Annotated in this window: 24 protein-coding genes and 1 pseudogene; 11 read left to right on the forward strand and 14 right to left on the reverse strand. The window is 68.2% G+C overall.

Annotation, left to right across the window (positions count from 1 at the left end; translation table 11 throughout):
- Position 1: 1 nt before the first annotated feature.
- Together ACLJQF_RS35945 and ACLJQF_RS35950 are read right to left on the reverse strand one after the other, a co-directional pair.
- Positions 2-712 (reverse strand): 2OG-Fe dioxygenase family protein, encoded by a 711-nt coding sequence (locus ACLJQF_RS35945; protein WP_410614725.1) that lies wholly within the window; start codon positions 710-712, stop codon positions 2-4.
- A gap of 29 nt (positions 713-741) precedes the next feature.
- Positions 742-1,617 carry a helix-turn-helix domain-containing protein gene (locus ACLJQF_RS35950; protein ID WP_410614726.1) on the reverse strand — a complete coding sequence of 292 codons (876 nt, stop codon included), beginning with the start codon at positions 1,615-1,617 and terminating at the stop codon, positions 742-744.
- Between the two features lie 332 nt (positions 1,618-1,949).
- Here ACLJQF_RS35950 and ACLJQF_RS35955 point away from each other — a divergent pair, with 332 nt between their 5' ends.
- The gene (locus ACLJQF_RS35955; RefSeq protein ID WP_410614727.1) at positions 1,950-2,384 is read left to right on the forward strand and encodes a hypothetical protein; all 435 of its coding nucleotides are present in this window, start codon (positions 1,950-1,952) and stop codon (positions 2,382-2,384) included.
- Positions 2,385-2,449: 65 nt separating this feature from the next.
- Here the strand turns inward: ACLJQF_RS35955 and ACLJQF_RS35960 are convergent, their stop codons facing one another.
- Positions 2,450-2,755 (reverse strand): hypothetical protein, encoded by a 306-nt coding sequence (locus tag ACLJQF_RS35960; protein WP_410614728.1) that lies wholly within the window; start codon positions 2,753-2,755, stop codon positions 2,450-2,452.
- A 122-nt stretch (positions 2,756-2,877) separates the two neighbouring features.
- Between ACLJQF_RS35960 and ACLJQF_RS35965 the strand changes: the two genes are divergently transcribed.
- On the forward strand, positions 2,878-3,795 hold the full coding sequence (locus ACLJQF_RS35965; protein ID WP_410614729.1) for a hypothetical protein: 918 nt from the start codon (positions 2,878-2,880) through the stop codon (positions 3,793-3,795).
- Between the two features lie 87 nt (positions 3,796-3,882).
- Positions 3,883-4,320: a L,D-transpeptidase gene (locus ACLJQF_RS35970; RefSeq protein WP_410614730.1), complete on the forward strand. Its 438-nt coding sequence runs from the start codon at positions 3,883-3,885 to the stop codon at positions 4,318-4,320.
- Here ACLJQF_RS35970 and ACLJQF_RS35975 read toward each other — a convergent pair.
- Both ACLJQF_RS35975 and ACLJQF_RS35980 read right to left on the reverse strand, forming a co-directional pair.
- Positions 4,275-4,718: a hypothetical protein gene (locus tag ACLJQF_RS35975; RefSeq protein WP_410614731.1), complete on the reverse strand. Its 444-nt coding sequence runs from the start codon at positions 4,716-4,718 to the stop codon at positions 4,275-4,277. The genes ACLJQF_RS35970 and ACLJQF_RS35975 overlap by 46 nt on opposite strands.
- On the reverse strand, positions 4,715-5,152 hold the full coding sequence (locus ACLJQF_RS35980; protein WP_410614732.1) for a hypothetical protein: 438 nt from the start codon (positions 5,150-5,152) through the stop codon (positions 4,715-4,717). Before ACLJQF_RS35980 ends, ACLJQF_RS35975 begins: the two co-directional genes overlap by 4 nt.
- A gap of 105 nt (positions 5,153-5,257) precedes the next feature.
- Between ACLJQF_RS35980 and ACLJQF_RS35985 the strand changes: the two genes are divergently transcribed.
- Positions 5,258-6,619, forward strand: a complete 1,362-nt coding sequence (locus ACLJQF_RS35985) for an NAD-dependent succinate-semialdehyde dehydrogenase (RefSeq protein WP_410614733.1) — start codon at positions 5,258-5,260, stop codon at positions 6,617-6,619.
- Positions 6,620-6,646: 27 nt separating this feature from the next.
- Here the strand turns inward: ACLJQF_RS35985 and ACLJQF_RS35990 are convergent, their stop codons facing one another.
- From ACLJQF_RS35990 to ACLJQF_RS36010, 5 genes are all read right to left on the reverse strand, one after another.
- Entirely contained in the window at positions 6,647-7,069 is a 423-nt protein-coding gene (locus ACLJQF_RS35990; RefSeq protein ID WP_410614734.1) for a hypothetical protein, read from the reverse strand.
- 335 nt (positions 7,070-7,404) lie between these two features.
- Positions 7,405-7,650 (reverse strand): AMED_5909 family protein, encoded by a 246-nt coding sequence (locus tag ACLJQF_RS35995; RefSeq protein ID WP_410614735.1) that lies wholly within the window; start codon positions 7,648-7,650, stop codon positions 7,405-7,407.
- Positions 7,637-7,903, reverse strand: a complete 267-nt coding sequence (locus ACLJQF_RS36000; protein WP_410614736.1) for a hypothetical protein — start codon at positions 7,901-7,903, stop codon at positions 7,637-7,639. Before ACLJQF_RS36000 ends, ACLJQF_RS35995 begins: the two co-directional genes overlap by 14 nt.
- Positions 7,904-8,149: 246 nt before the next feature.
- Positions 8,150-8,602, reverse strand: coding sequence for a hypothetical protein (locus tag ACLJQF_RS36005; protein WP_410614737.1), 453 nt, complete (start codon positions 8,600-8,602; stop codon positions 8,150-8,152).
- Between the two features lie 22 nt (positions 8,603-8,624).
- On the reverse strand, positions 8,625-8,849 hold the full coding sequence (locus tag ACLJQF_RS36010) for a hypothetical protein (protein WP_410614738.1): 225 nt from the start codon (positions 8,847-8,849) through the stop codon (positions 8,625-8,627).
- A 236-nt stretch (positions 8,850-9,085) separates the two neighbouring features.
- Here ACLJQF_RS36010 and ACLJQF_RS36015 point away from each other — a divergent pair, with 236 nt between their 5' ends.
- The 5 genes and pseudogenes from ACLJQF_RS36015 (at position 9,086) to ACLJQF_RS36035 (ending at position 14,943) form a co-directional block, all read left to right on the forward strand.
- Positions 9,086-9,829 (forward strand): XRE family transcriptional regulator, encoded by a 744-nt coding sequence (locus tag ACLJQF_RS36015; protein ID WP_410614739.1) that lies wholly within the window; start codon positions 9,086-9,088, stop codon positions 9,827-9,829.
- 8 nt (positions 9,830-9,837) lie between these two features.
- Positions 9,838-10,305: an NUDIX hydrolase gene (locus ACLJQF_RS36020; RefSeq protein WP_410614740.1), complete on the forward strand. Its 468-nt coding sequence runs from the start codon at positions 9,838-9,840 to the stop codon at positions 10,303-10,305.
- A 109-nt stretch (positions 10,306-10,414) separates the two neighbouring features.
- Entirely contained in the window at positions 10,415-12,370 is a 1,956-nt protein-coding gene (locus ACLJQF_RS36025; RefSeq protein ID WP_410614741.1) for an AAA family ATPase, read from the forward strand.
- Between the two features lie 939 nt (positions 12,371-13,309).
- On the forward strand, positions 13,310-13,681 hold the full coding sequence (locus tag ACLJQF_RS36030; protein WP_364255254.1) for a DUF742 domain-containing protein: 372 nt from the start codon (positions 13,310-13,312) through the stop codon (positions 13,679-13,681).
- A gap of 400 nt (positions 13,682-14,081) precedes the next feature.
- Positions 14,082-14,943 (forward strand): annotated as a pseudogene (locus tag ACLJQF_RS36035) (SDR family NAD(P)-dependent oxidoreductase).
- On the opposite strand, the gene ACLJQF_RS36040 reads toward ACLJQF_RS36035, so the two are convergent.
- Positions 14,940-15,347 carry a hypothetical protein gene (locus ACLJQF_RS36040; RefSeq protein WP_410614742.1) on the reverse strand — a complete coding sequence of 136 codons (408 nt, stop codon included), beginning with the start codon at positions 15,345-15,347 and terminating at the stop codon, positions 14,940-14,942. The pseudogene ACLJQF_RS36035 and the gene ACLJQF_RS36040 sit on opposite strands and share 4 nt — an antisense overlap.
- A gap of 78 nt (positions 15,348-15,425) precedes the next feature.
- On the opposite strand from ACLJQF_RS36040, the gene ACLJQF_RS36045 reads away from it, so the two are divergent.
- Positions 15,426-15,668, forward strand: a complete 243-nt coding sequence (locus ACLJQF_RS36045; RefSeq protein WP_410614743.1) for a hypothetical protein — start codon at positions 15,426-15,428, stop codon at positions 15,666-15,668.
- Between the two features lie 300 nt (positions 15,669-15,968).
- Here the strand turns inward: ACLJQF_RS36045 and ACLJQF_RS36050 are convergent, their stop codons facing one another.
- A complete protein-coding gene (locus ACLJQF_RS36050; protein ID WP_410614744.1) occupies positions 15,969-16,538 on the reverse strand; it encodes a DinB family protein in 570 nt (189 codons plus the stop codon).
- Between the two features lie 17 nt (positions 16,539-16,555).
- On the reverse strand, positions 16,556-19,822 hold the full coding sequence (locus ACLJQF_RS36055; RefSeq protein WP_410614745.1) for a glucodextranase DOMON-like domain-containing protein: 3,267 nt from the start codon (positions 19,820-19,822) through the stop codon (positions 16,556-16,558).
- 124 nt (positions 19,823-19,946) lie between these two features.
- Between ACLJQF_RS36055 and ACLJQF_RS36060 the strand changes: the two genes are divergently transcribed.
- The gene (locus ACLJQF_RS36060; RefSeq protein WP_410614746.1) at positions 19,947-20,357 is read left to right on the forward strand and encodes an ATP-binding protein; all 411 of its coding nucleotides are present in this window, start codon (positions 19,947-19,949) and stop codon (positions 20,355-20,357) included.
- Between the two features lie 3 nt (positions 20,358-20,360).
- On the opposite strand, the gene ACLJQF_RS36065 is transcribed toward ACLJQF_RS36060, so the two are convergent.
- Positions 20,361-21,092, reverse strand: coding sequence for an ANTAR domain-containing protein (locus tag ACLJQF_RS36065; RefSeq protein ID WP_410614747.1), 732 nt, complete (start codon positions 21,090-21,092; stop codon positions 20,361-20,363).
- Between the last annotated feature and the right edge of the window lie 37 nt (positions 21,093-21,129).

A 21,129-nucleotide genomic window follows, 5' to 3' on the forward strand; every position in this document is an offset into this window, starting at 1 on the left:
GTCAGCCGAGGCCGTAGGTCTGCGGGTAGTCCACCGTGCAGACGAGGGCGTCGCGGCGGGCGCGGCCACCGGCCGGGGCGATCAGCGGGCTGGCGGTGTGCAGGAACCGCGCGTCCTCGAACACGATGAGCTGCCCCGGCTCCAGCCGCTGGCGGTGAACCGCCGTGTCCGGGGCCTCGGGGCGGAAGAGCGTCGTCTCCGCCCCGGTTCCGGCGCGGTCCACGACGTAGACGAAGACGAACTCCTCGCCGTCGGCGTGCGGGCGCGTCACGACGTTGGTGAACGTCCGGAAGAGGTTGACGCCGAACGTCCCGCGCGGCCGGCGGCGGCCTTCCGGGATGAGGCCCAGCGCGGCGCGGATCCAGGCCGCGAACAGCACGTCGTGCGCCACCGGGGTGCGGGCGTACTCGCGCCGCTCCGGGCGGCCGCCGCGGTCCTCGATGGCGATCTCGGGGTGCTCGGCCAGCTCCGGCGTCTCACCGTGCCACGTGTATTCGACGACGTCCCGGGCCCGCTCGCGGTCGGCGGGGATGTCGCCGGGGTAGCAGCGCAGGACGTCCGGGGTGAAGTACGTGCGCAGGAGGTGGTCTCGCAGGCACGCGCCGGGCAGGCCGAGCTCGTCGTCGGACACGACGAGGTAGCCGTCGGTGTCGAGCCGCTTCCGGTACAGGTGGAGTTCTTCGCCTGCGGGAACGGGAAAATCGAAAGCCATGCGTGGGTCCCAACGTGAAGGGAAGGGGATCAGCCGAACTGCGCGGACTGAATTTCGCGGATCAGCGCGCGGCTTTCGTCGGGCTCCAGGGAGGCCGCCACGAGGGCGTCGTGGTAACCGCGGTAGTGCTCGACCGTCTTGGCGATCTCGATGTGCCGGAACCCGGCGTGGGTTTCGATGTGCACGATGTCGCGGTCGAGCTCGTTCTCGAACTCGAAGTAGGCGTACATGCAGCTCATCGAGAACAGCGGGGGATGGGCGAAGGGGAAGACGCGCAGTTCGATGTTCGGCGCCGTCGACCGCTCGACCAGGTGGTCCAGCTGGGCGTGCATGATCTCGCGGGAGCCGACGACCTGGCGCAGGGCGGACTCGTGGGTCACCGCGACCAGCCGCAGCGGTCCCATGTCCTCGCGCTCGGCGAGGACGTGCTTGCGGTGTTCCCGCAGTTCGACGAGCCGGTCGACCTCCTCGGCCGACCACCACGGCTCGTGCGTCGAATACTGGGCTCTGGCGTAGTCGGGGGTCTGCAGGAGCACCGGCAGGAGCGGGATCGTGTAGATCCGGGCGACCGTCGCTTCGGACTCGTACGCGAGGTGGGCGTCGAGTCCGGGGGTCGCCGTGGTCTGCGAGTAGTCGGTCCACCAGCCCTGCCGCCCGGACGCCCGCACCCAGCGCATCAGCTGATCGGCCAGCTTCGTGTTCTCGATGCCGTAGAAGCGGATCAGGTCGCGGACGTCCCTGGCCTGCGGGCTGCCCTGCGCGTTCTCGAGCCGGGACAGCTTCGACGTCGAGATCAGCAGCGCTTCGGCGACCTCTTCGAGGGTCCGGCCGGACTCGTCACGCAGGTTCTTGAGCGTGTCCGCGATCCGGCGGCGCGGCACGATCGGACCTTGCGTGGGGGCCATGGAACCTTCGTTCTCGCGGTGGGCCGTTCGCGGTGGGACCCAACTTGTGGGTTTCCCACCGCGCCGCGACCATACTCCCTCCGGCCGGCTATGGGTGGAAGCCACCCCCTGGGCGCGTCAATTGGTGGATTTTTGCTGGTCAGATGCAGGCTGGGCCGAACGGGTGTTCCACCATGGGATTCCTCCGTGGGAATTGCAAAGCAGGCCATCCCGGAGTGACACTTGCAAGACAGGCCGAAGCCAGGTCGGGACCCTGCACAGTGAGGACGCACCAGGACGACGACAGAGGACCGGACCGGCCGGCGGACGGCGCCGAGGGGAAGGGAATTGCCATGTTGTTCGTGCTGAGACCGGGTGTGTTCGTCCGGGTGCTGGCCGCCACCGCCTTCGTGGCCGTCCTGCTCTTCCTGCTGCTCGGCGGCCTCGGTTCGGGCCCGTCCGGCTCGTCCGGCACGCCGCCCGCGGATCCCACCGGCGGGAGCAGCGACCTGCTCGCGCGCACCGCGCCCACGCCGTACGTCGTGGCCGGGACGGGCAAGAACGGCCTCAACGTCCGCTCCTGCGCGGCCGCGACGTGCCGGCGGGTCGGCTGGGTCGCGGAGCGCGCCACGTTCGAGGCGGAGTGCTGGACGCACGGCACGCCCGCGTCCGGGGACGACCGGTGGCTGCGCGGCACCGTCGCCGGGCGCACCGGCTACGCGGCCGCACACTTCCTCAGCGGCAACGGGGCGCCGGAGTGCGGGACGAACTCCGCGCGCCGGACGTAAGGGCGCGACAGTGCTTTGATCGTGACGGTGCCTTGATCGTGACAGCGCGGCCGGGCGAGCGGGGCTTACTCGCCGCGCATCGAGCGGCGGATCTCGGCCAGCCTGTCCTTGGCCGCCTGGTCGCGGTCGGCGATCTTCTTGTCGAGGGTCTCGGCGGTGTTCTCGGTGCCGAGACCGGCGACGTCGACCGAGCCGAGCGACGTGCTGTACCGGTTCTCGATCTTGTCGCGGACGAAGTCGAAGCTCGGCACCCCGCCCTCGCTGTAGTCCGGGTCCGGCAGCGGCGGCGACGGGATCGCCAGCGCCGCGGTGGGGGTGTCGTCGACGATTTCGCCCTCGACCACGTTCGGGTCGCCGTCGGGAGTGCTCATCTCCCGACCTTAGCGCCGGTGTGGGCAGTCCTGCCGCGACCAGTGGGTAATTCGGCCGTGGGCCCGGCTGTCGCGGTGGGGAATTCTCGACGCGCACAGCCGGTGTCCGGAGGGAGCAGACCATGAGTGCCGGGGCCTACCGCGCCGAAACGGCCGAGATGGGGGCAGTCGTCAGGGCGGTCGAAGACGTCGGGTCGTCCTTCCTGTCGGCCACCCGCGACCTGGAAGGCCTGGTGCTGGACGCGTTGTCGTTCGCCGGCATCGGCAGCGGTGTCGCGGCCGCCAACTCGGCGCTGCACTCGACGCTGGGCAGTGCCCTGCAGAAACTCCTGCATCTCCTGACGAACGTGAACCAGAACGTCCAGAAGGTCGCGGACGGTTACCGCGCCGCCGACTCCGACGTCGCCCAGGCCTACGGCGGTGGCGGGCAGGGCGGGGGTGGCGGGGGTGGCGCTGCCGCCGCGGCACCGCCGCCGCAGCTCGACGCCCGGGTCGTCGACTCGATCATGCGGTCCGAAGGCGCGACCGGGGAACAGGGCGGCGTGCCCGAGGCCTACGGTTTCCGGCAGAACATGCACAACGGCTACGACCGGATCATCGCCGCGCGCGAGCAGTACGGGATCGGCAGCGCCGAGGAACGCGCCGTCGTCGCGGACCTGATGACCGCGAACGCGCGCACCGCCGGCGCGCTGAACTTCACCGATCCCGGCACCCAGGCCGCGATCATGTCCGGGGCGCACATGCGCGGCGCCGGCGGCGTCCGCGCGATCCTCAACCACATGGCGGGCGACGACATCGTGCGCAGCTCGCGCACGCTGAGCGACGCCGCCGTCCAGCACGTCCAGGGGCTGACACCGGAGCAGTTCCAGCAGGAGTTCCGCGACGCCCGCGTCGAATACGACCGCCAGGTCTACGGCGCGACGACGACCACCCAAGGCGGGCACACGCAGAACTGGTGGGACCGCTACGGCACCGGCCTGACCCGCCGCTACGACCGTGAGCAGGCCGAGTTCCTCGGGCTTTCGCAGCCGCAGAACTGATTCTCCGGTTCTCCGGGCTCTCCGGATTCGAAGATCGCCCGAATGGGCACTCTCGTTGGGTAGCCGAACGACAACGGGAGGCACACGATGAACCGGAGGATGATCGCACTTCTGGGCGGGGTCGCCGCAATGGCGGGGACCGTGGCGTTCGCGGGAACGGCCGAGGCGGCGTCGACGCCGTGCAGTGCCGAAGCGAAGGCCTGCGTCCAGCGCAGTTCGAATACGGCGTGGTTGACCGACGGCGCCGGGAACGTCACCTACGGCGGCGTCCCGATCACCGTGGGGCTGCCGAAGTACCCGACCCCGCTGGGGAAGTTCCACGTGCAGTACAAGGACATCGACCACTACAGCAAGCAGTACAACGGGCCGATGCCGTACTCGGTGTTCTTCACCACCACCGGGGTCGCGTTCCACCAGGGCAGCCTGAAGGTCAAGTCCCATGGGTGCGTGCACCTTTCGCACGCTGCCGCGGTGAAGTTCTACAGCTCGCTGCACCCGGGTGACGTCGTCGAGGTCGTGCCCTGATCCGCCCGTCCCGGACGGTCGAGGAGCGCGCCGGTGACGGCGCCGAACACCAGATGATCCAGGATTTGCGGCCCGCGCGGCAAACCCCGTACGGCGGGGTGGGCGCGGGCCGCGATCCCGAGGTCCAGTGCCGCGATGGCCAGCCCCGCGACCGCGCCGCCGCCGGCCCCGAGCCGGCGGTGCCGCGCGATCGTGGCGAGCACGCCGGTCCAGAAGGCGGAGACTGCGACGTGCGCGATCAGCCCGGCGGCGACGCCGGGCCGGTCGCGTCGTCCCGGTAGTAGGGTGCCCGCCGCGCGGGTGGCTGCCAGGACGTCACCGCCGGTGAAGAGCGCGTGCGCGGTCGACGGTATACCGCTGACGACCGCGGCGACGGCACCCGCACGGGTCGGCTTCATCCGGCCAGGTACGCCGCCACCCGGATCCGCAGGCCGCGGACGCGGGGGAGGGCGATGGTGAACGTCCGCGCCGGCCGGTAGCCGGGCCACGGGTCGCCGTGGGTGCAGGGGCCGGCGAAGTACACGAAGCCGTCTTCGTCGTCGTAGTGGCCTGGAGACCAGACGGCCGCGTCGCCCGCATGACGGTCCGGGCAGGTGGCTCGGGCGATCCAGTAGGCATCGTGCTTCATGACGCGGCGCAACTGCGCGGCAAACCCCGCCAGCTCGGCCTCCGGCAGGCCGAGACCGCGTCCGCTCCACACCCGCGGCGTGCGTTCCGACGTGCGCGCGGGGCAGCCGAAGATGACCGCGGCGGCGGTGTACTGCCGGGTCCAGCGGGCGTTTTTCGGGGCCTGCGCGGCGAAATCGGGTCCGCCGGTGAGTTCCAGCGTCATGGGGGAACGATAGTCGATCAAGCGGCGACGGGTACCGCCGCGCGGGTGCCGATCTCTGCCCACATAGTGTATACAGTATCCAGTAGCCTGGCGAAGGAGGCCGTTTTGTATACAGTCACCAATCCGGCGACGGGTGAGCTGGTCGACGAAATCCCGAACGCGGCCGACGAGGAGGTCCGCGTCGCGATCGACCGGGTGCACCGCGGGTACGCGGCCTGGCGGGCCCGGCCGGTCGCCGAACGCGCCGCGATCGTGCTGCGCGCGGCGGAGTTGTTCGCCGAGCGCGCGGACGAGCTCGCTGCGGTCATGACCTTGGAGATGGGCAAGCGGATCAACGAAGGCCGCGGCGAGGTCGGCGTCGTCGCGGACATCTTCCGGTACTACGGAGAGCGCGGCCCGGACCTGCTGGCGGACGAGCCCCTGGCGATCCGCGGCGGCGAGGCGGTGCTGACGAAGGAGCCGATCGGGGCGCTGCTGGGCGTGATGCCGTGGAACTTCCCGTGCTACCAGGTCGCGCGGTTCGTGGCGCCGAACCTGGTGCTGGGCAACACGATCCTGCTGAAGCACGCGTCGATCTGCCCACGCTCGGCGGCCGGGATCGAGTCGGTGCTGCGGGACGCCGGCGTGCCTGCGGATGCGTACGTGAACGTGTTCGCGTCGAGCCGCCAGGTCCCGTGGATGCTCGCGGACCCGCGTCTGGTCGGAGTATCGCTCACGGGCAGTGAGCAGGCGGGCATCTCGGTGGCGGCCGAAGCCGGCCGCAACCTCAAGAAGTGCGTTCTCGAGCTGGGCGGCTCGGACCCGCTGATCGTGCTGGACACCGACGACCTGGACGAAACGGTCAGGACCATCGCGACGGCCCGGATGCGCAACTGCGGCCAGTCGTGCAACGCACCGAAGCGCATCATCGTGCTGGGCGAGCTGTACGAGGAGTTCACCGACCGGTTCGCCAAGCGCGTGACGGAGTACTACGTCCCAGGCGACCCCGCGGACCCGTCGACAACCCTGCCCCCACTGGCTTCCGCAGCGGCGGCCGACGAGGTGGCGGCCCAGATAGCGACGGCAATCCGCGAAGGAGCAACGCTGCGCGCGGGCGGTCACCGCGTTCCAGGCCCGGGGGCGTACGTGGAGGCCACGGTCCTGACGGACGTGACACCGGAAATGGCGGCGTACCACGAGGAGATCTTCGGCCCGGTGGCCTTGGTGTTCCGGGCGTCGTCGGAGACGGAGGCGTTGTCACTGGCGAACGACACGCCATTCGGGTTGGGGGCAAGTGTGTTCGCTGCCGACCGGGCACGGGCGGCCCGCGTGGCGCGGGGGATCGAGGCGGGGATGGTGTACGTGAACAAGTCGGGCGGCTCGGAGGCGGATTTGCCGTTCGGCGGGATCAAGCGGTCGGGCATCGGGCGGGAGCTGGGGGCGTTGGGGATCGAGGAGTTCATGAACAAGAAACCGATCCGCCTCTGACCTGCTGTTTTGTTGCGTTTGGCCCCGTCAGGCCGTCACGGAATCCTGGGCCGTCTGCTGCGGTCGGCGGGGCTTCCGGGCGCAGACCGCCCACCGGGCCCACCAGGAGCGCAGGAACCGCCAGCACCACTGGTCGAACGAGACCGAGTCGATCGCCCACCACACCGCCAAGACGATCACGAGACTGCCGAGAATGATCGCCAGAGAGAGCCAGCCGACCAATTCGCACCAGGCGTACACAGCGACCACGGCAAAGCTGGTCCGCCACCGCGTCACCACCTGCGCGAGCATCCAGACCACGGCCTTGCACAGCCACCACAGGGCCACGAACACCACGGCCGCCGCAGCCAAGGCTTCCAGGATCGACGCCAGGGCAAGACCGATCTTGTGCAGCACCCACACACCGAGTCCCAGACCAGCCAGGGCCACTGCCGCGAAGCCGGGATTCATCACCGACCACCCCGCTTCACGTCGATGCCCAGCGGCAGCATCCCCGAGCAGGGAGCGCACTTGGTATCACCGGGCAGCAGCTCGCGAATCGTTTGCAGGAGGCGCAACGCGTTCGGGTGCCCCCCGTTACCTTTTTCGCCCGTTGTCATCGTTTAGCGTTGTCATTGTTCACTTCCGCTGGTTGTGGACAGCGCAGGAGCGGCGAGGTTGGTAGCCAGGTTCCGCTTCTGCGCCTTGACGGATCACACGCACTCAAAACAGGACATGCTTCATCGCCGCACGTCATAGCGTGCGCTTTTTCCGATACTGTTGACTTTCCGGTCGTCTACATGCGACTAATCAGTGGCCTTGCCTTTCGCTTGCAGTTCGGCCGAGATCTCACCCGCTTGCCGCTCCTCGTACCCGGCCCAGTACAACGCCTCATGGTGATGTCCTCGGTCGACGTCGGCGACGGCCTTGTACAGCCGTGCGTTGCCGAGGCGGAACGCCAGCCACACCGACGAGTTCGCGTCGCTCGGTGGCCGGCGGTCCATCACGACCTCGTGGGCGTCCCGCAGTGTCTTCGGCTCAGCCTTGCGCACGGTCACGCCTCCCCGCGCGGGCTTCCAGCAGCGTCGCCAGGTCCTCGGCGTGGTCGCGGAGCCGGCGAAGGAACACCGTGCATCCCGTCCAGGCGGTCTGGTCCTCCGGCGGCACCAGCGTCACCACGCACAGCCCACCCGACAGCACCAGGACCGGCGGATGTGACACGCCCGTCCCGGTCTCCTCCACCGTCACCTCGGTACCCGCGCCCACGGTCCAGCGCAGCCCCAGCCCGTCCCACGTTGCCGTCATGTTGTTCCCATTCCCGGGCCAGGTCGGCGAACCCCTCGGCCGCCGACTCCAACGCCGCCACACACCACCACGGCAACCCGCGCACCTGCGCCAGCTCGTGCCACGCCCGCGACACCCGCCTCGCAGCGTTCGCCGTGTTCGTCGCACTCATCGGCGACAGCACCGCACGGCCGTGCTCCCACGCGGCCATGTAGTCCCGATACGCCTGCTCCCACGCTTCGACCCGCTCGCGGAAGCCCATGCCTGTCACGCCGCCTTCGCCGTCTCACCGGACCCACCGGACCGAGACGGCTTCGCATTGCTGGTGGCCTGCTTGAACCCGGTCGCGCGGAACACGTAGGACTGGTACTTGAACTCGCCCTGCCCAGCCACGCGCGGTTCCGCCGTCAGGCCGTCCAGCTCGATCGGCCGCATCCCGGGCAGTGCCTCCGAGGTGGTCGGCACGGGCTGGACGTCGGCGAGAAGAGTGATCTCGAATGAGGCCCGCTTCGCGCGCGTCTCCGCCGGGTCGGTGACCATCACCTTCCACTGCCGCTTACCCGTGATCTCGTCGACCCGCTGCCGCACCGGGCGATTGGCGGCCCGGTCCTCACGCGACTGGTATTCGTTGTCCGGCGACACCTCGCCCACCATCACCAAGCCCTGCGGAAACGCGTCGTCGAAGTCGATACCGAACCGGTGTCCCTTGTCGATAGCCATGCTGAATCCCTTATGTCGTCTGTTAGTCGGTTACTTCGGGCGGCTCGCCGCCTCGTGCCGCTGCGGCTTCCAGTACCGCGCTCACCTCGTCCAGTTCCCTCCGCAGTACGGCAATAGCGTCGGAGTCCACGAGCAGGACCACCGGGAACGCCTTGCCGAACCGGACCTCCGCGCGGTTTGCGTACGTCAGCGCCCGGACACGAATCGGCAGATCAGCCGTGACGTGGATCTGAACCGTGTCGCGCATGCCACGCCGCGCCTACGCCGCACGTCGGCGAGGTACCGCCCGCTTGTCCAAGCCAGCCGGCCGGACAGTGGTTTCAATGGTCACGCCTACCTCCTCGGTGTCCTGGCACCGGGCCTGCCCCGGCAACCTGACACCCAGACTCCGCCAAAAGGCGGGACGTGATCACCACGTGGCAGGACATCTCGGGACGTCCCTGGTACTGTCGAAGACGTCCCTACACGTCCCAAGGGGTGGCGATGCCGAACGAACGCCTGCGTGACGCGCTACTACGCAACGGCCTGACCTTGGAGCAGGTCGCCAAGGCCGTCGGGGTGGATCAGAAGACTGTCGAGCGCTGGATCACCAAGAACCGGACGCCCTACCCCAAGCACCGGCACAAGATCGCCGCCATGGCGCGCGAGTCAGAGACCTACCTGTGGCCGGACTCCGTGGACCCGGAGCGCAAGGCCGAGACGGCCGCCGCCGAGCTTGTGCAGGTCTTCCCCCACCGCAACGCCGTCCCCGTTGAGCTGTGGGACCGGCTGATCAAGGACACATCCGAGACCGTCGAGATCCTGGTACACGCGGCTCTGTTCCTGGTCGAACGTCCGCGGTTCATCAAGGACCTGGCCACCAAGGCAGCGGCCGACGCGAAGATCCGGCTCGTGTTCGGAGACCCCGAGGGGGACAGCGTCGCCCTGCGCGGCGAGGAAGAGCAGCTCGGAGACGGGACGCTTGGGGCGCGCATCCGCAACGCCCTGGCGTTCTACCGACCGCTGGTTGGCATTGACGGTGTGGAGATGCGGTTTCACAACACGACGCTCTATAACTCGATCTTCCGGTTCGACGACGAGATGATCATCAACACGCACGTCTACGGGTTCCAGGGAGCCCACGCCCCATCCCTCCACCTGCGGCGACTGTCAGCCGGCGATCTCTTCGAGACCTACTCGGAGAGCTTCGAGTCAGTCTGGAACCTCGCCAAGCCGGCCACCTTCTAGGAGGCAGCATGACCCGAGTCGACTACTACAACGACCCGAACGCGCCAAAGGCGAACAGCATCGCAGTGGCGGTGTCGGCGTTCATCCAGGACGACGAAGGCCGAATCTTAATGATCAGGCGTACCGACAACAATTTGTACTCGATCCCCGGCGGCCAACTCGAACTCGGCGAAACACTGTCGCAAGCCGCCGTACGTGAGGTGCGCGAAGAAACCGGTATCGAATGCGAAGTCACGGGGGTCGTCGGCCTGTACTCCGATCCAAACCACGTCATTGCGTACGACGATGGCGAGGTGCGACAGGAGTTCTCCATATGCTTCGCAGCAATTGCCCTAAGCGGCCAGCCTCGCACCAGTTCAGAAAGCAAAGAAGTTCTATGGGTGCTACCCGAAACCCTTGAACAACTTTCGATCCATCCATCTATACGACTTCGAATTGATCACGCTCAATCTGGAACTAAAGTCCACTTCGGCTAGGAGTAGTTTGCAATTTTCCAATCGTGGAGTTTGCGTGAAATATTCACGCATGTAACAACTTGCCTCCGGGAATCGATTTAGATCTAAACACGACGGAGGCGCACTCAATATGGACCTAGTCGCATTCTCGCTTGAAGGTTACAAGAGATTTGTCCAGAAGACATCCGTCAAACTTCAGGGCAAGTTGATCGCTATTGTTGGACCAAATGAAGCCGGCAAGAGTTCACTGCTCGGAGCCATGGCACACCTTCACAACAGGGACTCCTTTGAGGTTCGGGAGCGACCAAGGCGGAGTTCGCATTTACCGGAGGCTACCTGGCATTTTCTCTTGGATCAGGAAGATAAAAGCAAGCTAGCATCCGTTCATGATACTGCACACATTGAGAGACTTGTAATAAGCAAACGAACAGATGGAAGTCCAGTTTGGCACTTCATGCCACGCAATCCATCGCGCGATATCTCACGCCGAAAGGTCTGCGCAAAACTGCTCGGCAAATTCGAGGAAATGAGATTTTTTCGGGAAACCCATACGACCATCGGCGACGGCAGTGATCTGTCAGTCTACGACTTCACACTTGAAATACTGCAGTCAAATCGAGAAACCTTAACAGTGCAAGAGATTGACCATTTGCAAAATGTGTTGGGAGTAATTCGACAGGTCTCAAAAAGCCGTCAAGACGATGCCCTACAAGCAGCAGAATCGATTGACCAGGTCGATGACCACGCTGCAGAACTTGTTCAGGTGCTAACGCAGCAGATTAGAATCGAACAAGAACCTGAGCCGTGGCAGCTTGCCTGCGATGCGCTAGAGTCGTCAATTCCGCGGGTGATCATATTTGCCGCATCAGATCGAGAACTGGCGTCAGAATACGACTTAGAGCAAGTCGCAGCCAACCCTCCTCCTGCTTTGAAGCATCTCGCAAAAATGGCCGACCTGGACCTCGGTGCACTCTACACTGAATCTTCGTCGAGAGCTGTGGCAGATGTTGGGACCAGGAGGAATGCGGCCAATCAAAGGCTACTTGAGATATTTAGCCAGAGCTGGAACCAGCAAGGAATCGCCATCCAGTTCGAAGTGCAAGGGAACATCCTTCATGTCCAGGTCACAACACCGGAAGACTCCGGGTTGTCAGACATCCAAGACCGGAGTGACGGTATTCGATGGTTTGCGGCGCTTCTTGCATTTACGTATGGCGTCACGAACAAGCCAATTCTACTAGTCGACGAGATCGAGACTCATCTACATTACGACGCTCAAGCGGACTTGATATCTGTGCTCGCCAGACAAAAGTTTGCATCAAAGGTTATTTACACCACCCACTCCTTTGGCTGCCTTCCATACGATCTTGGCACGGGCGTTAGAGTCGTTCAGCCCCTGGATGCGGCCACTTCAAAATTAGAGAACGGATTCTGGAGGGGAGGCGCCGGGTTTTCGCCTTTGCTTGCAAGCATGGGTGCAGCGGCGATGTCATTCACCCCCACCAGACGAGCGGTGATCGCGGAAGGGGCCGCCGACGCCATCTTGTTACCCGTCCTTCTGCGTCAATCCAGCAAGAAAGATTACCTTGGATTTCAGGTCGCCCCAGGTCTGTCTAGCGTTGCCTCTTCAGGGGTCGGAGAATTAAATCTCGAAGCAGCGCGAGTCGGGTTTGTTGTTGACGGCGATAATGGCGGCAAAGCCATCGCAAAGATGCTCCAAGATGCGGGAGTAGACAAGAGTCTGATCGCACTACTGCAGGATATTTCCTCCGAACCGACGACGGGCCTGGAAGTCGAAGACTTCATTAATCCCAAAATATACGCGACTGCGATAAACGAAGAGTTGCGCTGCTGGAATGAAATAGGTGAGCAGATAACAGAAGCGGAGCTTGGCGACGCACTGCGCACCAAGCTTCTCAAGCAGTGGTGCGACTTGCATTCATATTCGGTACCAGACAAGGTTGCTGTAGCTCAACGCATCGCAGATATGTCCGCGGACCACTTGGTCTACCAGGAAGACCGCGCAGGGATCCTGCAAGAGCTGCTGGCCAGACTGAATTCGATAGTGCAGGTTTCATCGGACTAGACCTCGAACATCTGCCGAACTTCGCTCTATGGGATCAAGGCACGTCACCACCCGTGCGGCGGGCTCGCCCTCATGCGACACGGACGGCCTGCCGCTCCGCTTCGGCCGCCGGTCGCCGGGCGGCCCGCCGAAGGGCCGGCCGCGCACGCGCGCCGCCGCGAGCTGGTTGATCCAGTCGTCCTCATACGGCCAGAGACGTCGGCGAGTCGATCAGTGGCACGCGGACCAGGCACAACCTGGTGGCCGCTCCCTCGCCAGCGATCGTTTAACACCGGCTGACCGCCATCAAGGGCGCCTACGGCGTCGCTGCGCGATGGACGCAAGCGCCCACCCTTGACACCGGTCCTCCGGCGCTAACAGCGGCGGGGACGAGGAAGACGGGGAAGGGCTGCCACCTGGCCAGATAGGCACAGCGGCGGCACGGAGCCAGGCCGTCTACAGGCCGTCAGACGTCCAGACAGGCCCGGACGCGACCGGACCCAACAGACACAAAAGAGCAGGTCAGAGGCGGTGTGCCCAAGAACGTCCCCAGGCCCGTCGACCGCCTGGATAGTTCATGAACAAAAAACCGATACGCCTCTGACCGGCCCGGCGGCGGGGTCATCCCCCGGGCTCCCCGAGCAGGACACGCACCTCCACTGCCCGCGCAACTCCGTATACGCGACCAAAGCCGCGTCCAAGTGCGTCACCGCTCCCAGTAGGAGCTCGCCGCCGCCCGGCGGCGGCAGCTGGCCCGCGCTCGGCGGCGGGGAAGCCGGCGGAGTTGTCAGAACACTGATAATCCTGCTGGATGACCTTCCTCCCCCGGGGTGGTGTCGTTCAACGGCGCCCTCCCGACCTGCAGTTTACCGTCCGTTAGCCTGTTCGGTCGATTGCGGTGGAGTCGATCACGGTGTCGAATAATCGCCTAGAAGGATTAATCGCCGTGAGGAGTTGGCTGTGCACTGGGGGACCGCGCTCGAAGACGGAGGGGCGGCGGGGCTTGTTCGGCCGTACTTCCGCACCCACGGCCGAACGCGTCCGACGCGTGACCTTCCCGTCGAGACGCTCGTCTCGACCACCGCGCGCGGACGGGCCATGACGCGCGGGAGCACGCCGGAAGAGTCGGAAATTTGCGTGTTGTGCCGCACTTCGCAGTCGGTGGCCGAGGTCGCCGCCCGGCGGCGGCTGCCGCTCGGCGTGGCGCGGGTCCTGCTCTCCGATCTCGCCGACCGCGGTCTCGTCGCCGTGCACACCGCGAAGCGGGGCAACGGCAACCGGCCGAACATGGACCTGATGAAGCGCATCCTGCACGGCCTCAGCCGGCTGTGAACTCGAGCGGCGGCAACGGGTAGTTGCGGCCACCTCGATGAGCTTTCCCGGGGCAGCAGGGCGGTCAGCCGGGGCCGGCGGGCCGAACGGGATCGGGGGTCGGCGCACCGCGCGCAGCCGCAGCGCTGCATGAACGCACCGAACAGGCGTGGCGAGAGATTGGCGATGAGGCCGGGCGGGAAGTTGTCGAACCCGTCGCACGACGCGGGTGTCGACGCCGGCCAGAGTGACGTCACGCAGGTCGAGACGCTTCAGGAACTCCGTGAGCAGCCGCGCGAAGCCGGGGCGGCGTCGGGACGATGCCTCCTGCATTCCGTGGCCGACCGCCGGTACCCGGCCCGAGCCGGTTCGTCGGTAGCGTTGTCCACGACGGACAGCTTGGCACGGGGAGGGTGCGGCGATGCGGGTACTGGTGACCGGCGGCAACGCGGGGATCGGCTACTTCGCCGCCGAGCAGCTGGCTTCGGCGGGCGCGGAGGTGGTGATCGGCAGCCGCGACCCGGCCAAGGCGCAGGCCGCGACCGAGTCGATCCGCTCGCGGGTTGCCGGCGCGAAGGTCGAGCACGTCCGGCTGGACCTGGCGGACCTCGGGTCGCTCAAACCGGACGTGGGAGTGCTGGAGGCCGTCCTGTGCAACGCCGGTGTCGCGCTCGACGAGCCGCCGCGGCGGGAAACCCCGGACGGGCACGAGCTGATGTTCGGCACCAACCACCTCGGCCACTTCGCGCTGGTCGCGCGGCTGATGCCGGTGTTGGCCCCGGCCGCGCGGATCGTCACCACGGGCAGCTTCGCGGCGAAGTCGTCTCGCCTCGACTTTCTCGATCTCCAGAGTGAGCGCGACTACCAGCCGAAGCGCGCTTACGAGCGGTCGAAACTGGCCCAGATGCTGTTCGCGCTCGAACTCGACCGGCGGCTGCGGGCGGCGGGCTCCGCGCGGGGTCAGCGTCCTCGCCCACCCCGGCGGCGCGCTCGACGCGCTGACGCCGTCACGGCCACCGGTGCACACCCGCACGGCCGGCGCGTGGCTGCGCGGGCTGCCGGCCCGGGTGTTGTTGCACGGCAAGGATGCCGGGGCGCGGCCCGCCGTGCGCGCGGTCCTCGATCCGGACGTCGAGGGCGGCCAGCTGTGGGGCCCGCGCGTGCTCGGCCTGCGCGGCCGGCCGCGGCTCGAACGTCGGTGGGTCACCCTGACCGACGACGCCGCCGCGGCGCGGTTGTGGACGGAGAGCGTGGCGCTGACCGGGCTGGACCCGCTCGGCTAGGTGTCGTCGTCCCCGCCGGTGACGTTGCCGACGCTGGCGGGCACACCCTTGATCATGTCGACGACGGTCTTGCCGGCCAGGCCCGACTTGCCGAACCACGGGTCGGTCATGACCTTGATGGCCGACTCGAACTTTTCGGCGCCTTCCTTGCCGAAAAGCTTGCCGAGCTCGTGCACGGAGAAGTTGCTGATCTTGTCGAACTTCTGCATGATCCCGGGCGTCACACCGTCCATTTGGGACAGCTTGGTCTTGATGACGTCGGTCATCTGGTCGGTGAACGGCTTGTGCGGCTTGGGGTCGGGGGTGAGCGAGGAGGACGAAGGTGCGGGCTCGGGCTTCGGTTCCCGGACCTGCCGTTCGAGCAGGAGGTGGAAGTCTTCGCCTGGCCCCAGGTTCGGTTGCACGAATCGACTCCTCGACGCGCCGGCCCGCGCGGCCGGATCCCATGAGCGGCAGGTTAGCGCACAGCTGATGGTCATCGGGTGTTAGCCGGGAGTGTGCCTGGTTGTCTCCTGGATGGTGCCCCCGGACACCCGATCGTCGGCGAGTTCCTCCGCGACGTCGTGCTCGCCACGAAGTACTCCGGGCCCGGCTTCGGCGGCGGCGTCCCGCGCTCGGACCCGCGCCGCCGCAGCAACGGCCGCAAGAACATGATCGCCTCGCTGGAGGCGTCGCTGCGGCGGCTGAGCGTCGACCACGTCGAACTGTGCTGGCTGCACATCTGAGACGGCTGAACCCCGGCCGAAGAGGCGCTGGCGGCGTTCGGCGACCCGCGCCGCTGATCGGCGCGCACACCGGAGCAGCTCACCGAAACCCTGGACGCGCTCGCGCTCGCGCTGACCGACGCCCAGCTCGAGCGGCTGACCGAGGTGAGCGTGCCCGCACTGCCGTTCCCGCACGGCATCCTGGCCCGGCTCAACGCAGGTCTGCCGCGCTGAGAACCGGCTCGGCGAACGTCTTGAATGACTCATTCAAGACGTCCGACGCCAGGAATGAGTCATTCAAGACGTCCGGCCGGCGGTAGTCTACAGTGGACGGTCGGCGGCCCGGGCGGCCCGCTCGACCTCCGCGTGCCGGGCGGCCCAGAATTCCGCGTCGCGGTGGCCGTCGGTGGCGAGCGAGCCGTCGAGCTGCTCTCGCAGGATGTCGGCGTGCCCGGCGTGCCGACTGGTCTCGGTGAGCACGTGCACCAGGATGTTGAACAGCAGCACGTCGGGGCGGGGCCACCAGGGCACGTGACCGGGCGTGTCGACGGCGAGCGCGGCGATCGTCGCGTCGGAGTGGGCCGACACCCGCCGGTAGCGGTCGATGATCTCCGCGCGGGTCTCGTGCTCGGTCGCCCACATGTCCGTCCCGCGCGCCTCGAGGTCGTCCCACCGGGGCATCGGCTCGGGGAACGGCCGGCCGAAGATGTCGCCGAAGTACCGCGCCTCGGTCAGGGTCAGGTGCTTGACGAGACCGAGCAGGTTGGTGCCGGTCGTGGTGAGGGGACGGCGGACGTCGTACTCGCCGAGCCCGTCGAGTTTCCCGACCAGCTCTTCGCGGACCTCGCGCAGGTCGCCGTGCAGGTAGTCCTTCGCGAACTCGTCGATCATGGTTCCAGCCTGCCAGATCAGCCCACCGGCACGCCGCGCACCGCGACCGGCCCGAGGGTCGGGTCCAGCTCGGCCTTCTGGTCCACGCCGGACGGTGTCAGCACGTCGAACGCCTTCGGGGCGGTCGCCGGGTCCGCGGCGCAGACCGGTGCCGTCCCGCCGGCCGCGCAGAGGCCGAACGTGTACTGACCCGCCGTCGGCGTGAACGGCCGGGCCTGGTCGGGGGAGTTGCCGTCCTGCCCGGTGAGCACCACGGCGAACGTCCAGCCCGGCCCCGGCGTCCCGAAGGCCGCCTTCGCCACGCTGACCGTGATGTACCGCGTTGCCTGCGAAGCCTGCACGGACGGCGTGGCGAGCGAAGCGCCCGAAGCGTCGACGAGCGCCGGCTCGGCGAAGCCCTGGACCTCGATGCGCCGGCTCCACGCGTCCTGCGCCGCGATCGTGTACGCCCGGCTCGGGAACGGTGGCGCGGTCGACGTCGCCGTCGCGGCCGGGTCGTGCCCGTAGATCGTCAGCAGCTGGGCGCCCAGCGGCGAGCCGAAGGTCGGCGACAGGTCGCGGACCTGCGCCCGGAAGACCAGGGTGGGGCCCGAATCGATGACCTGGAACCGCTGCAGGTCGAACGCGCCCGCGTGGAAGTCGCCCGCCGTCGGGTAGGTGTACGTGCCCGGGCCGTTGTCGTCGCCGTCCGGGTCGGTCGTGTCGAGCAGGACCGTGCCGGTGACGAAGTCCGAGCTGATCGTCTTCTGCGCGTACCCGGTGCCCGCGCCGGTCGCGGCCGCGGTGACGACGTTCGCGCCCAGCGGGGTCGGGACGGAAGCGCGGAACGTCCCCGCCGCCGAAGCCCGGGTCGACAGCACCGAAGTCGTCCCGGCGTCCGTGGCCGAAACCGCCAGGTCGACGCGGCTGCCCGCGGGCGCGGTACCGGTGACCTCGGCGGTCGCGGTGGACACCGACGCGGGCGCGTCGAGCGTCACCGCCAGTGCGGCGGGCGGCGCGTGCGAGACGTACCGCGAGCGGACCTCGGCGGGCTGCTCAGGCAGCCGGCCGTCGTCGAGGGCCCGGGCCAGCCGCACCGACTGCGACTGCGCCCAGCTTAGCGGCGCCACCGAGCCGACCGACTGCCCCGGCGTGAAGCCGATCGACGCCGTCTTCGGGTCCGACCCGTACGGCGACGCGGGCAGGGCCGGGTTCTCCCAGATCTGCTCGGGGATCAGGCCGGTGCCGCCGGTCTGGGCCCGCATCGCGCGCAGCAGCGCCGCCGCGCCGGCCCGGTCGCCGGTCTGCACGGCCTGCTCGCCGCGTTCGCCGGCGAGCACCGGCCACAGGTGCCCGGACCCGCTGTTCGTCGACGGCCAGGGAGCGCCGGTCGGGCCGCAGTTCGTCGGATCCGGCTCGTAGCAGTCGCCGTAGCCGTCCTCGCTGCCCGGCGCCGACGTCCCGTAGCGGTACCAGCCCGGCCCGGCCGGGGTGTCCCGCTTGATCACGCGGTCCACGACGCCGAGTGACGCGGCGACGTCCGGGTCGTTCGCGGGCAGCACGCCCAGGCGCGTCAGTTCGAGGAACCCGGCGTCGACGACCGCGCGCTGGTCGGCGTCGACGGAACCGTTGCCCAGGTTGTAGAACCACTCCGAGTTCGGGTCGCCGTTCTTGGTCAGCCGCAGGAAGTACCGGCCGCCGTACGGCCCGTTCTGCGTCACCGTCCAGCCCTTGATGCTGCGCTGGAAGTGGTCGGCGGTGGCGCGGTAGACGTTCGCGCGCGCACTGTCGCCGTTGCGGTCCGCGATCACGCCCGCGGCGACGAGCCCGGCGATCTCCGCGGCGATCGTCGAGGGGGAGTAGCCGCCCTGTTCTTCCCACCGCTCCGAGCCGAACGCCGGCCCGTGCGCGACGACGAAGTCCGCGGCCGCCCGGATGTGGTCGGTGTAGAGCGTGCGGTCGCGGTCGAGGCCGGCCTGCAGCGCCATCAGGATCGGGTACGCGCTCTCGTCGAGCTGGTCACCGCCGGAGTCGGGCGCCTTCGTGCCGTTGAGCAGGGAGTTGCGCGGGAACCGGCCGTCCGGCTGCTGCTGGCGCGTGAACAGCCAGCGCACGCTCGCCCGCGCCGTCTCGCGATCGCCGGCCGCAAGCAGACCGGAGAAGCTTTCGTAGAGGTCGCGGGCGAAGATCTCGCGGTAGGAGCCGAAGTAGACCGGCTTGCCACCGGGTGCGTCGCCCGCCGACACGGCCTGGCCCCACGGGCTGCCGAGCGAAGCGACGACCGCGCCCGGGAAAGTCTTGTCCTCACTGGCTTTGAGCACGTTGACGGACTGGTAGTAAGCGTCAGAGTCCTTGCCCCGCACCGGGATCAGCCCGTTGTCGTAGTCACGCCACTCGCGCGCGTACTGGCGGTAGCTCGCCTCGAACGGCGTGCGCAGGCTCGCGCCGGCCGTGGCGACGGCGGCCCGCGCGTCCGCGCCGAAGCCGAGCGCCAGCACGGCCGGGCGACGGGGCTGGAGGTCCAGCTGCGCGGTCTGCACGACGTTGCCGTTCACCGCCGACGGCGTCGTGTCGGTGAGCCGGCGATCCCGGTCCAGCTGGGCCAGCCCGTCGCCCGCGGTGCCCGCGAACCCGCTGGCGGTCGCCAGGAACCGGCGGTCGGCGCGCAACGCCGCGGCCAGCGGGGTGCCGTAGTCGCGGGCCGGCGCGCTGGACACCGTGTTCGGGTCGGCGCTGACCAGCGCGGACGTCGCCGCTTCGACAGTTGCCGTGTCGCCGCCGCCGTTCGCCGGCCCACCCCCGCCGTTGCCGTTGACGCTCGCGTCGAACCGCACGTAGACCTTGAGGTCCCGCCCGGAGTCCCGCAGCGGCTCCAGCCGGGTCCGGATGAGCACGCCGGTCCGGGCCGGGTCGGCCAGGTACTCGGTGACCAGCCGGTACCGCCCGCTGCGCGCGGTCGACGTCACCTCGCAGGCCATCCCGCCCGCGCTCGTGCGGACCGTGTAGGTCATGTCGCGCGCCTGCAGGTCGGTGAAGCTGCGTCCGTCGGTGACGGCGAACTGCAGCGTTTCGACGTTCGTGTTGTCGATCACCGGCGCGTAGACGTCCGACAGCACGCCGCCCGCCACGGTGAACCACGCCTTGCTCGCGGTGTTCCGCGCGGTGCCCAGGCAGTCCTTGCGAGCCAGGCCGAAGTGGGAGACGGCGCCCGGTCCCGGCGCCGCGGTGGCCGCGTTGGACACAGCGGGCAGGAGGGTCGCGGCCAGCACCGCGCACAGCACCACGGACGACGTCGACCGAATCATCCGCCCATCCGATCACGGCGGCCCGGGGGCGCACCAGGTCCGAACGGCGCCAGGGAAGCCATTACCGGTGATTGAGAATCCGAACTCGTGGGTAGCAAACCTGGTGTCCCCCGAGGAGGTGAACGTGGAAGAGCTGGGATCGGACGGATGGCGGTACCGCGGCACGATTTCGCCGCGGACCTTGCCGAGCCTGCGCCGGCACCTGGTGTCCTGGTTGCGGCGGCGGGCCGGTGACGAGGTCGGGCGGCAGGCGGACGACGTCGTGCTGGCCTGCTGGGAAGCGATGGCCAATGTGCTCGGCCACGCTTACCACGGCCGGCCGGGCCTGATCGACGTCCGGGCCCGGATCGATCAGGACGTGCTGATCGTCACCGTCGCCGACCAGGGCCGCTGGGAGTCGGTGGCCGAGCGGGCGGACGGCGGCCGCGGGTTGCGCCTGATCCAGGCCCTGGTCGACGGGCTCGACGTCCGCTCGACCGACGGTGGCACGGTCATCACGCTCACCTGGCCGTTCCCGGCCCGCCACACCGCTTGAGGTTCAGAGTGACTTCGTCGAAGACAGGTCCTCGACGAACCGGGTCGCGATGTCCCGCAGCTTCACGTTGGTCCGCTGCGACTCCGTGACCAGCCGTTTCATGGCGTCCTCGGCGCTGATCCGGTGCACGGCCATCAGGATGCCCTTGGCCTGCTCGATCACCGCCCGCGTCCGCATCGCCGATTCGAGCTCGACGGCCCGCTGCCGGGCCTGGTGGTAGCGCCGCGTGGTGCGCAGCCCGAACGAGACGACCGTGGTGTAGAGCTGCAGGAGCCGCGAGTCGGTCTCCGCGAAGCCGTGCTCGCCGTAGCCGAAGAGGTTGAGCGCGCCGGAAAGGCGTTCGTCGACGCGCAGCGGCGCGGCCAGGTAGCTGCCGACCCCGAGTTCCTGGGCCCGCGCGGTGAACTCGGGCCACGCCGTCCCGGCCGTGGCGAGCGGCACCCGGACGATCTCGCCGGTCTCCGCGGCCTGCAGGCATGGACCCGCGCCCGCCGCGTACTGGGCCCGGTCGATCTCGACGGCGCGCTCGTCCGTGCGGGCCGCCGTCGTCGGCTCGCCGTCCCGGATCGCGGTGATGCTCGCCATGTCGGCGCCCGGGATGGCCCGGACGGCTTCGGTGCAGACGGCGTCGAGGATCTCCGCTTCGGCGGGTTCGGTTTCCAGGGCCCCCGTGAGGTCCGCCATCGCGGCGGTCAGCTCGTCGAGGTGCTCGGGCAGGATCGGTTCACCGGTCACTCGATCATCTCCGTTCCGGACGGCTGCGGCAGGTGCC

It is taken from the genome of Amycolatopsis sp. lyj-109 (genome assembly GCF_046548995.1).
Taxonomy (GTDB): Bacteria; Actinomycetota; Actinomycetes; order Mycobacteriales; family Pseudonocardiaceae; genus Amycolatopsis.

Bases quoted from the DNA above. Each gene is read 5' to 3' on its own strand.
- ACLJQF_RS35975 (WP_410614731.1), bottom strand. From the start codon at position 4,718: ATGAAGCCGACCCGTGCGGGTGCCGTCGCCGCGGTCGTCAGCGGTATA.
- ACLJQF_RS35990 (WP_410614734.1), bottom strand. From the start codon at position 7,069: ATGAATCCCGGCTTCGCGGCAGTGGCCCTGGCTGGTCTGGGACTCGGT.
- ACLJQF_RS35970 (WP_410614730.1), top strand. From the start codon at position 3,883: ATGAACCGGAGGATGATCGCACTTCTGGGCGGGGTCGCCGCAATGGCG.
- ACLJQF_RS35960 (WP_410614728.1), bottom strand. From the start codon at position 2,755: ATGAGCACTCCCGACGGCGACCCGAACGTGGTCGAGGGCGAAATCGTC.
- ACLJQF_RS36005 (WP_410614737.1), bottom strand. From the start codon at position 8,602: ATGGCTATCGACAAGGGACACCGGTTCGGTATCGACTTCGACGACGCG.
- ACLJQF_RS35945 (WP_410614725.1), bottom strand. From the start codon at position 712: ATGGCTTTCGATTTTCCCGTTCCCGCAGGCGAAGAACTCCACCTGTAC.
- ACLJQF_RS36055 (WP_410614745.1), bottom strand. From the start codon at position 19,822: ATGATTCGGTCGACGTCGTCCGTGGTGCTGTGCGCGGTGCTGGCCGCG.
- ACLJQF_RS36010 (WP_410614738.1), bottom strand. From the start codon at position 8,849: ATGCGCGACACGGTTCAGATCCACGTCACGGCTGATCTGCCGATTCGT.
- ACLJQF_RS36020 (WP_410614740.1), top strand. From the start codon at position 9,838: ATGACCCGAGTCGACTACTACAACGACCCGAACGCGCCAAAGGCGAAC.
- ACLJQF_RS36000 (WP_410614736.1), bottom strand. From the start codon at position 7,903: ATGACGGCAACGTGGGACGGGCTGGGGCTGCGCTGGACCGTGGGCGCG.
- ACLJQF_RS35955 (WP_410614727.1), top strand. From the start codon at position 1,950: ATGTTGTTCGTGCTGAGACCGGGTGTGTTCGTCCGGGTGCTGGCCGCC.
- ACLJQF_RS36050 (WP_410614744.1), bottom strand. From the start codon at position 16,538: ATGATCGACGAGTTCGCGAAGGACTACCTGCACGGCGACCTGCGCGAG.
- ACLJQF_RS35965 (WP_410614729.1), top strand. From the start codon at position 2,878: ATGAGTGCCGGGGCCTACCGCGCCGAAACGGCCGAGATGGGGGCAGTC.
- ACLJQF_RS36015 (WP_410614739.1), top strand. From the start codon at position 9,086: ATGCCGAACGAACGCCTGCGTGACGCGCTACTACGCAACGGCCTGACC.
- ACLJQF_RS35950 (WP_410614726.1), bottom strand. From the start codon at position 1,617: ATGGCCCCCACGCAAGGTCCGATCGTGCCGCGCCGCCGGATCGCGGAC.
- ACLJQF_RS35980 (WP_410614732.1), bottom strand. From the start codon at position 5,152: ATGACGCTGGAACTCACCGGCGGACCCGATTTCGCCGCGCAGGCCCCG.
- ACLJQF_RS36025 (WP_410614741.1), top strand. From the start codon at position 10,415: ATGGACCTAGTCGCATTCTCGCTTGAAGGTTACAAGAGATTTGTCCAG.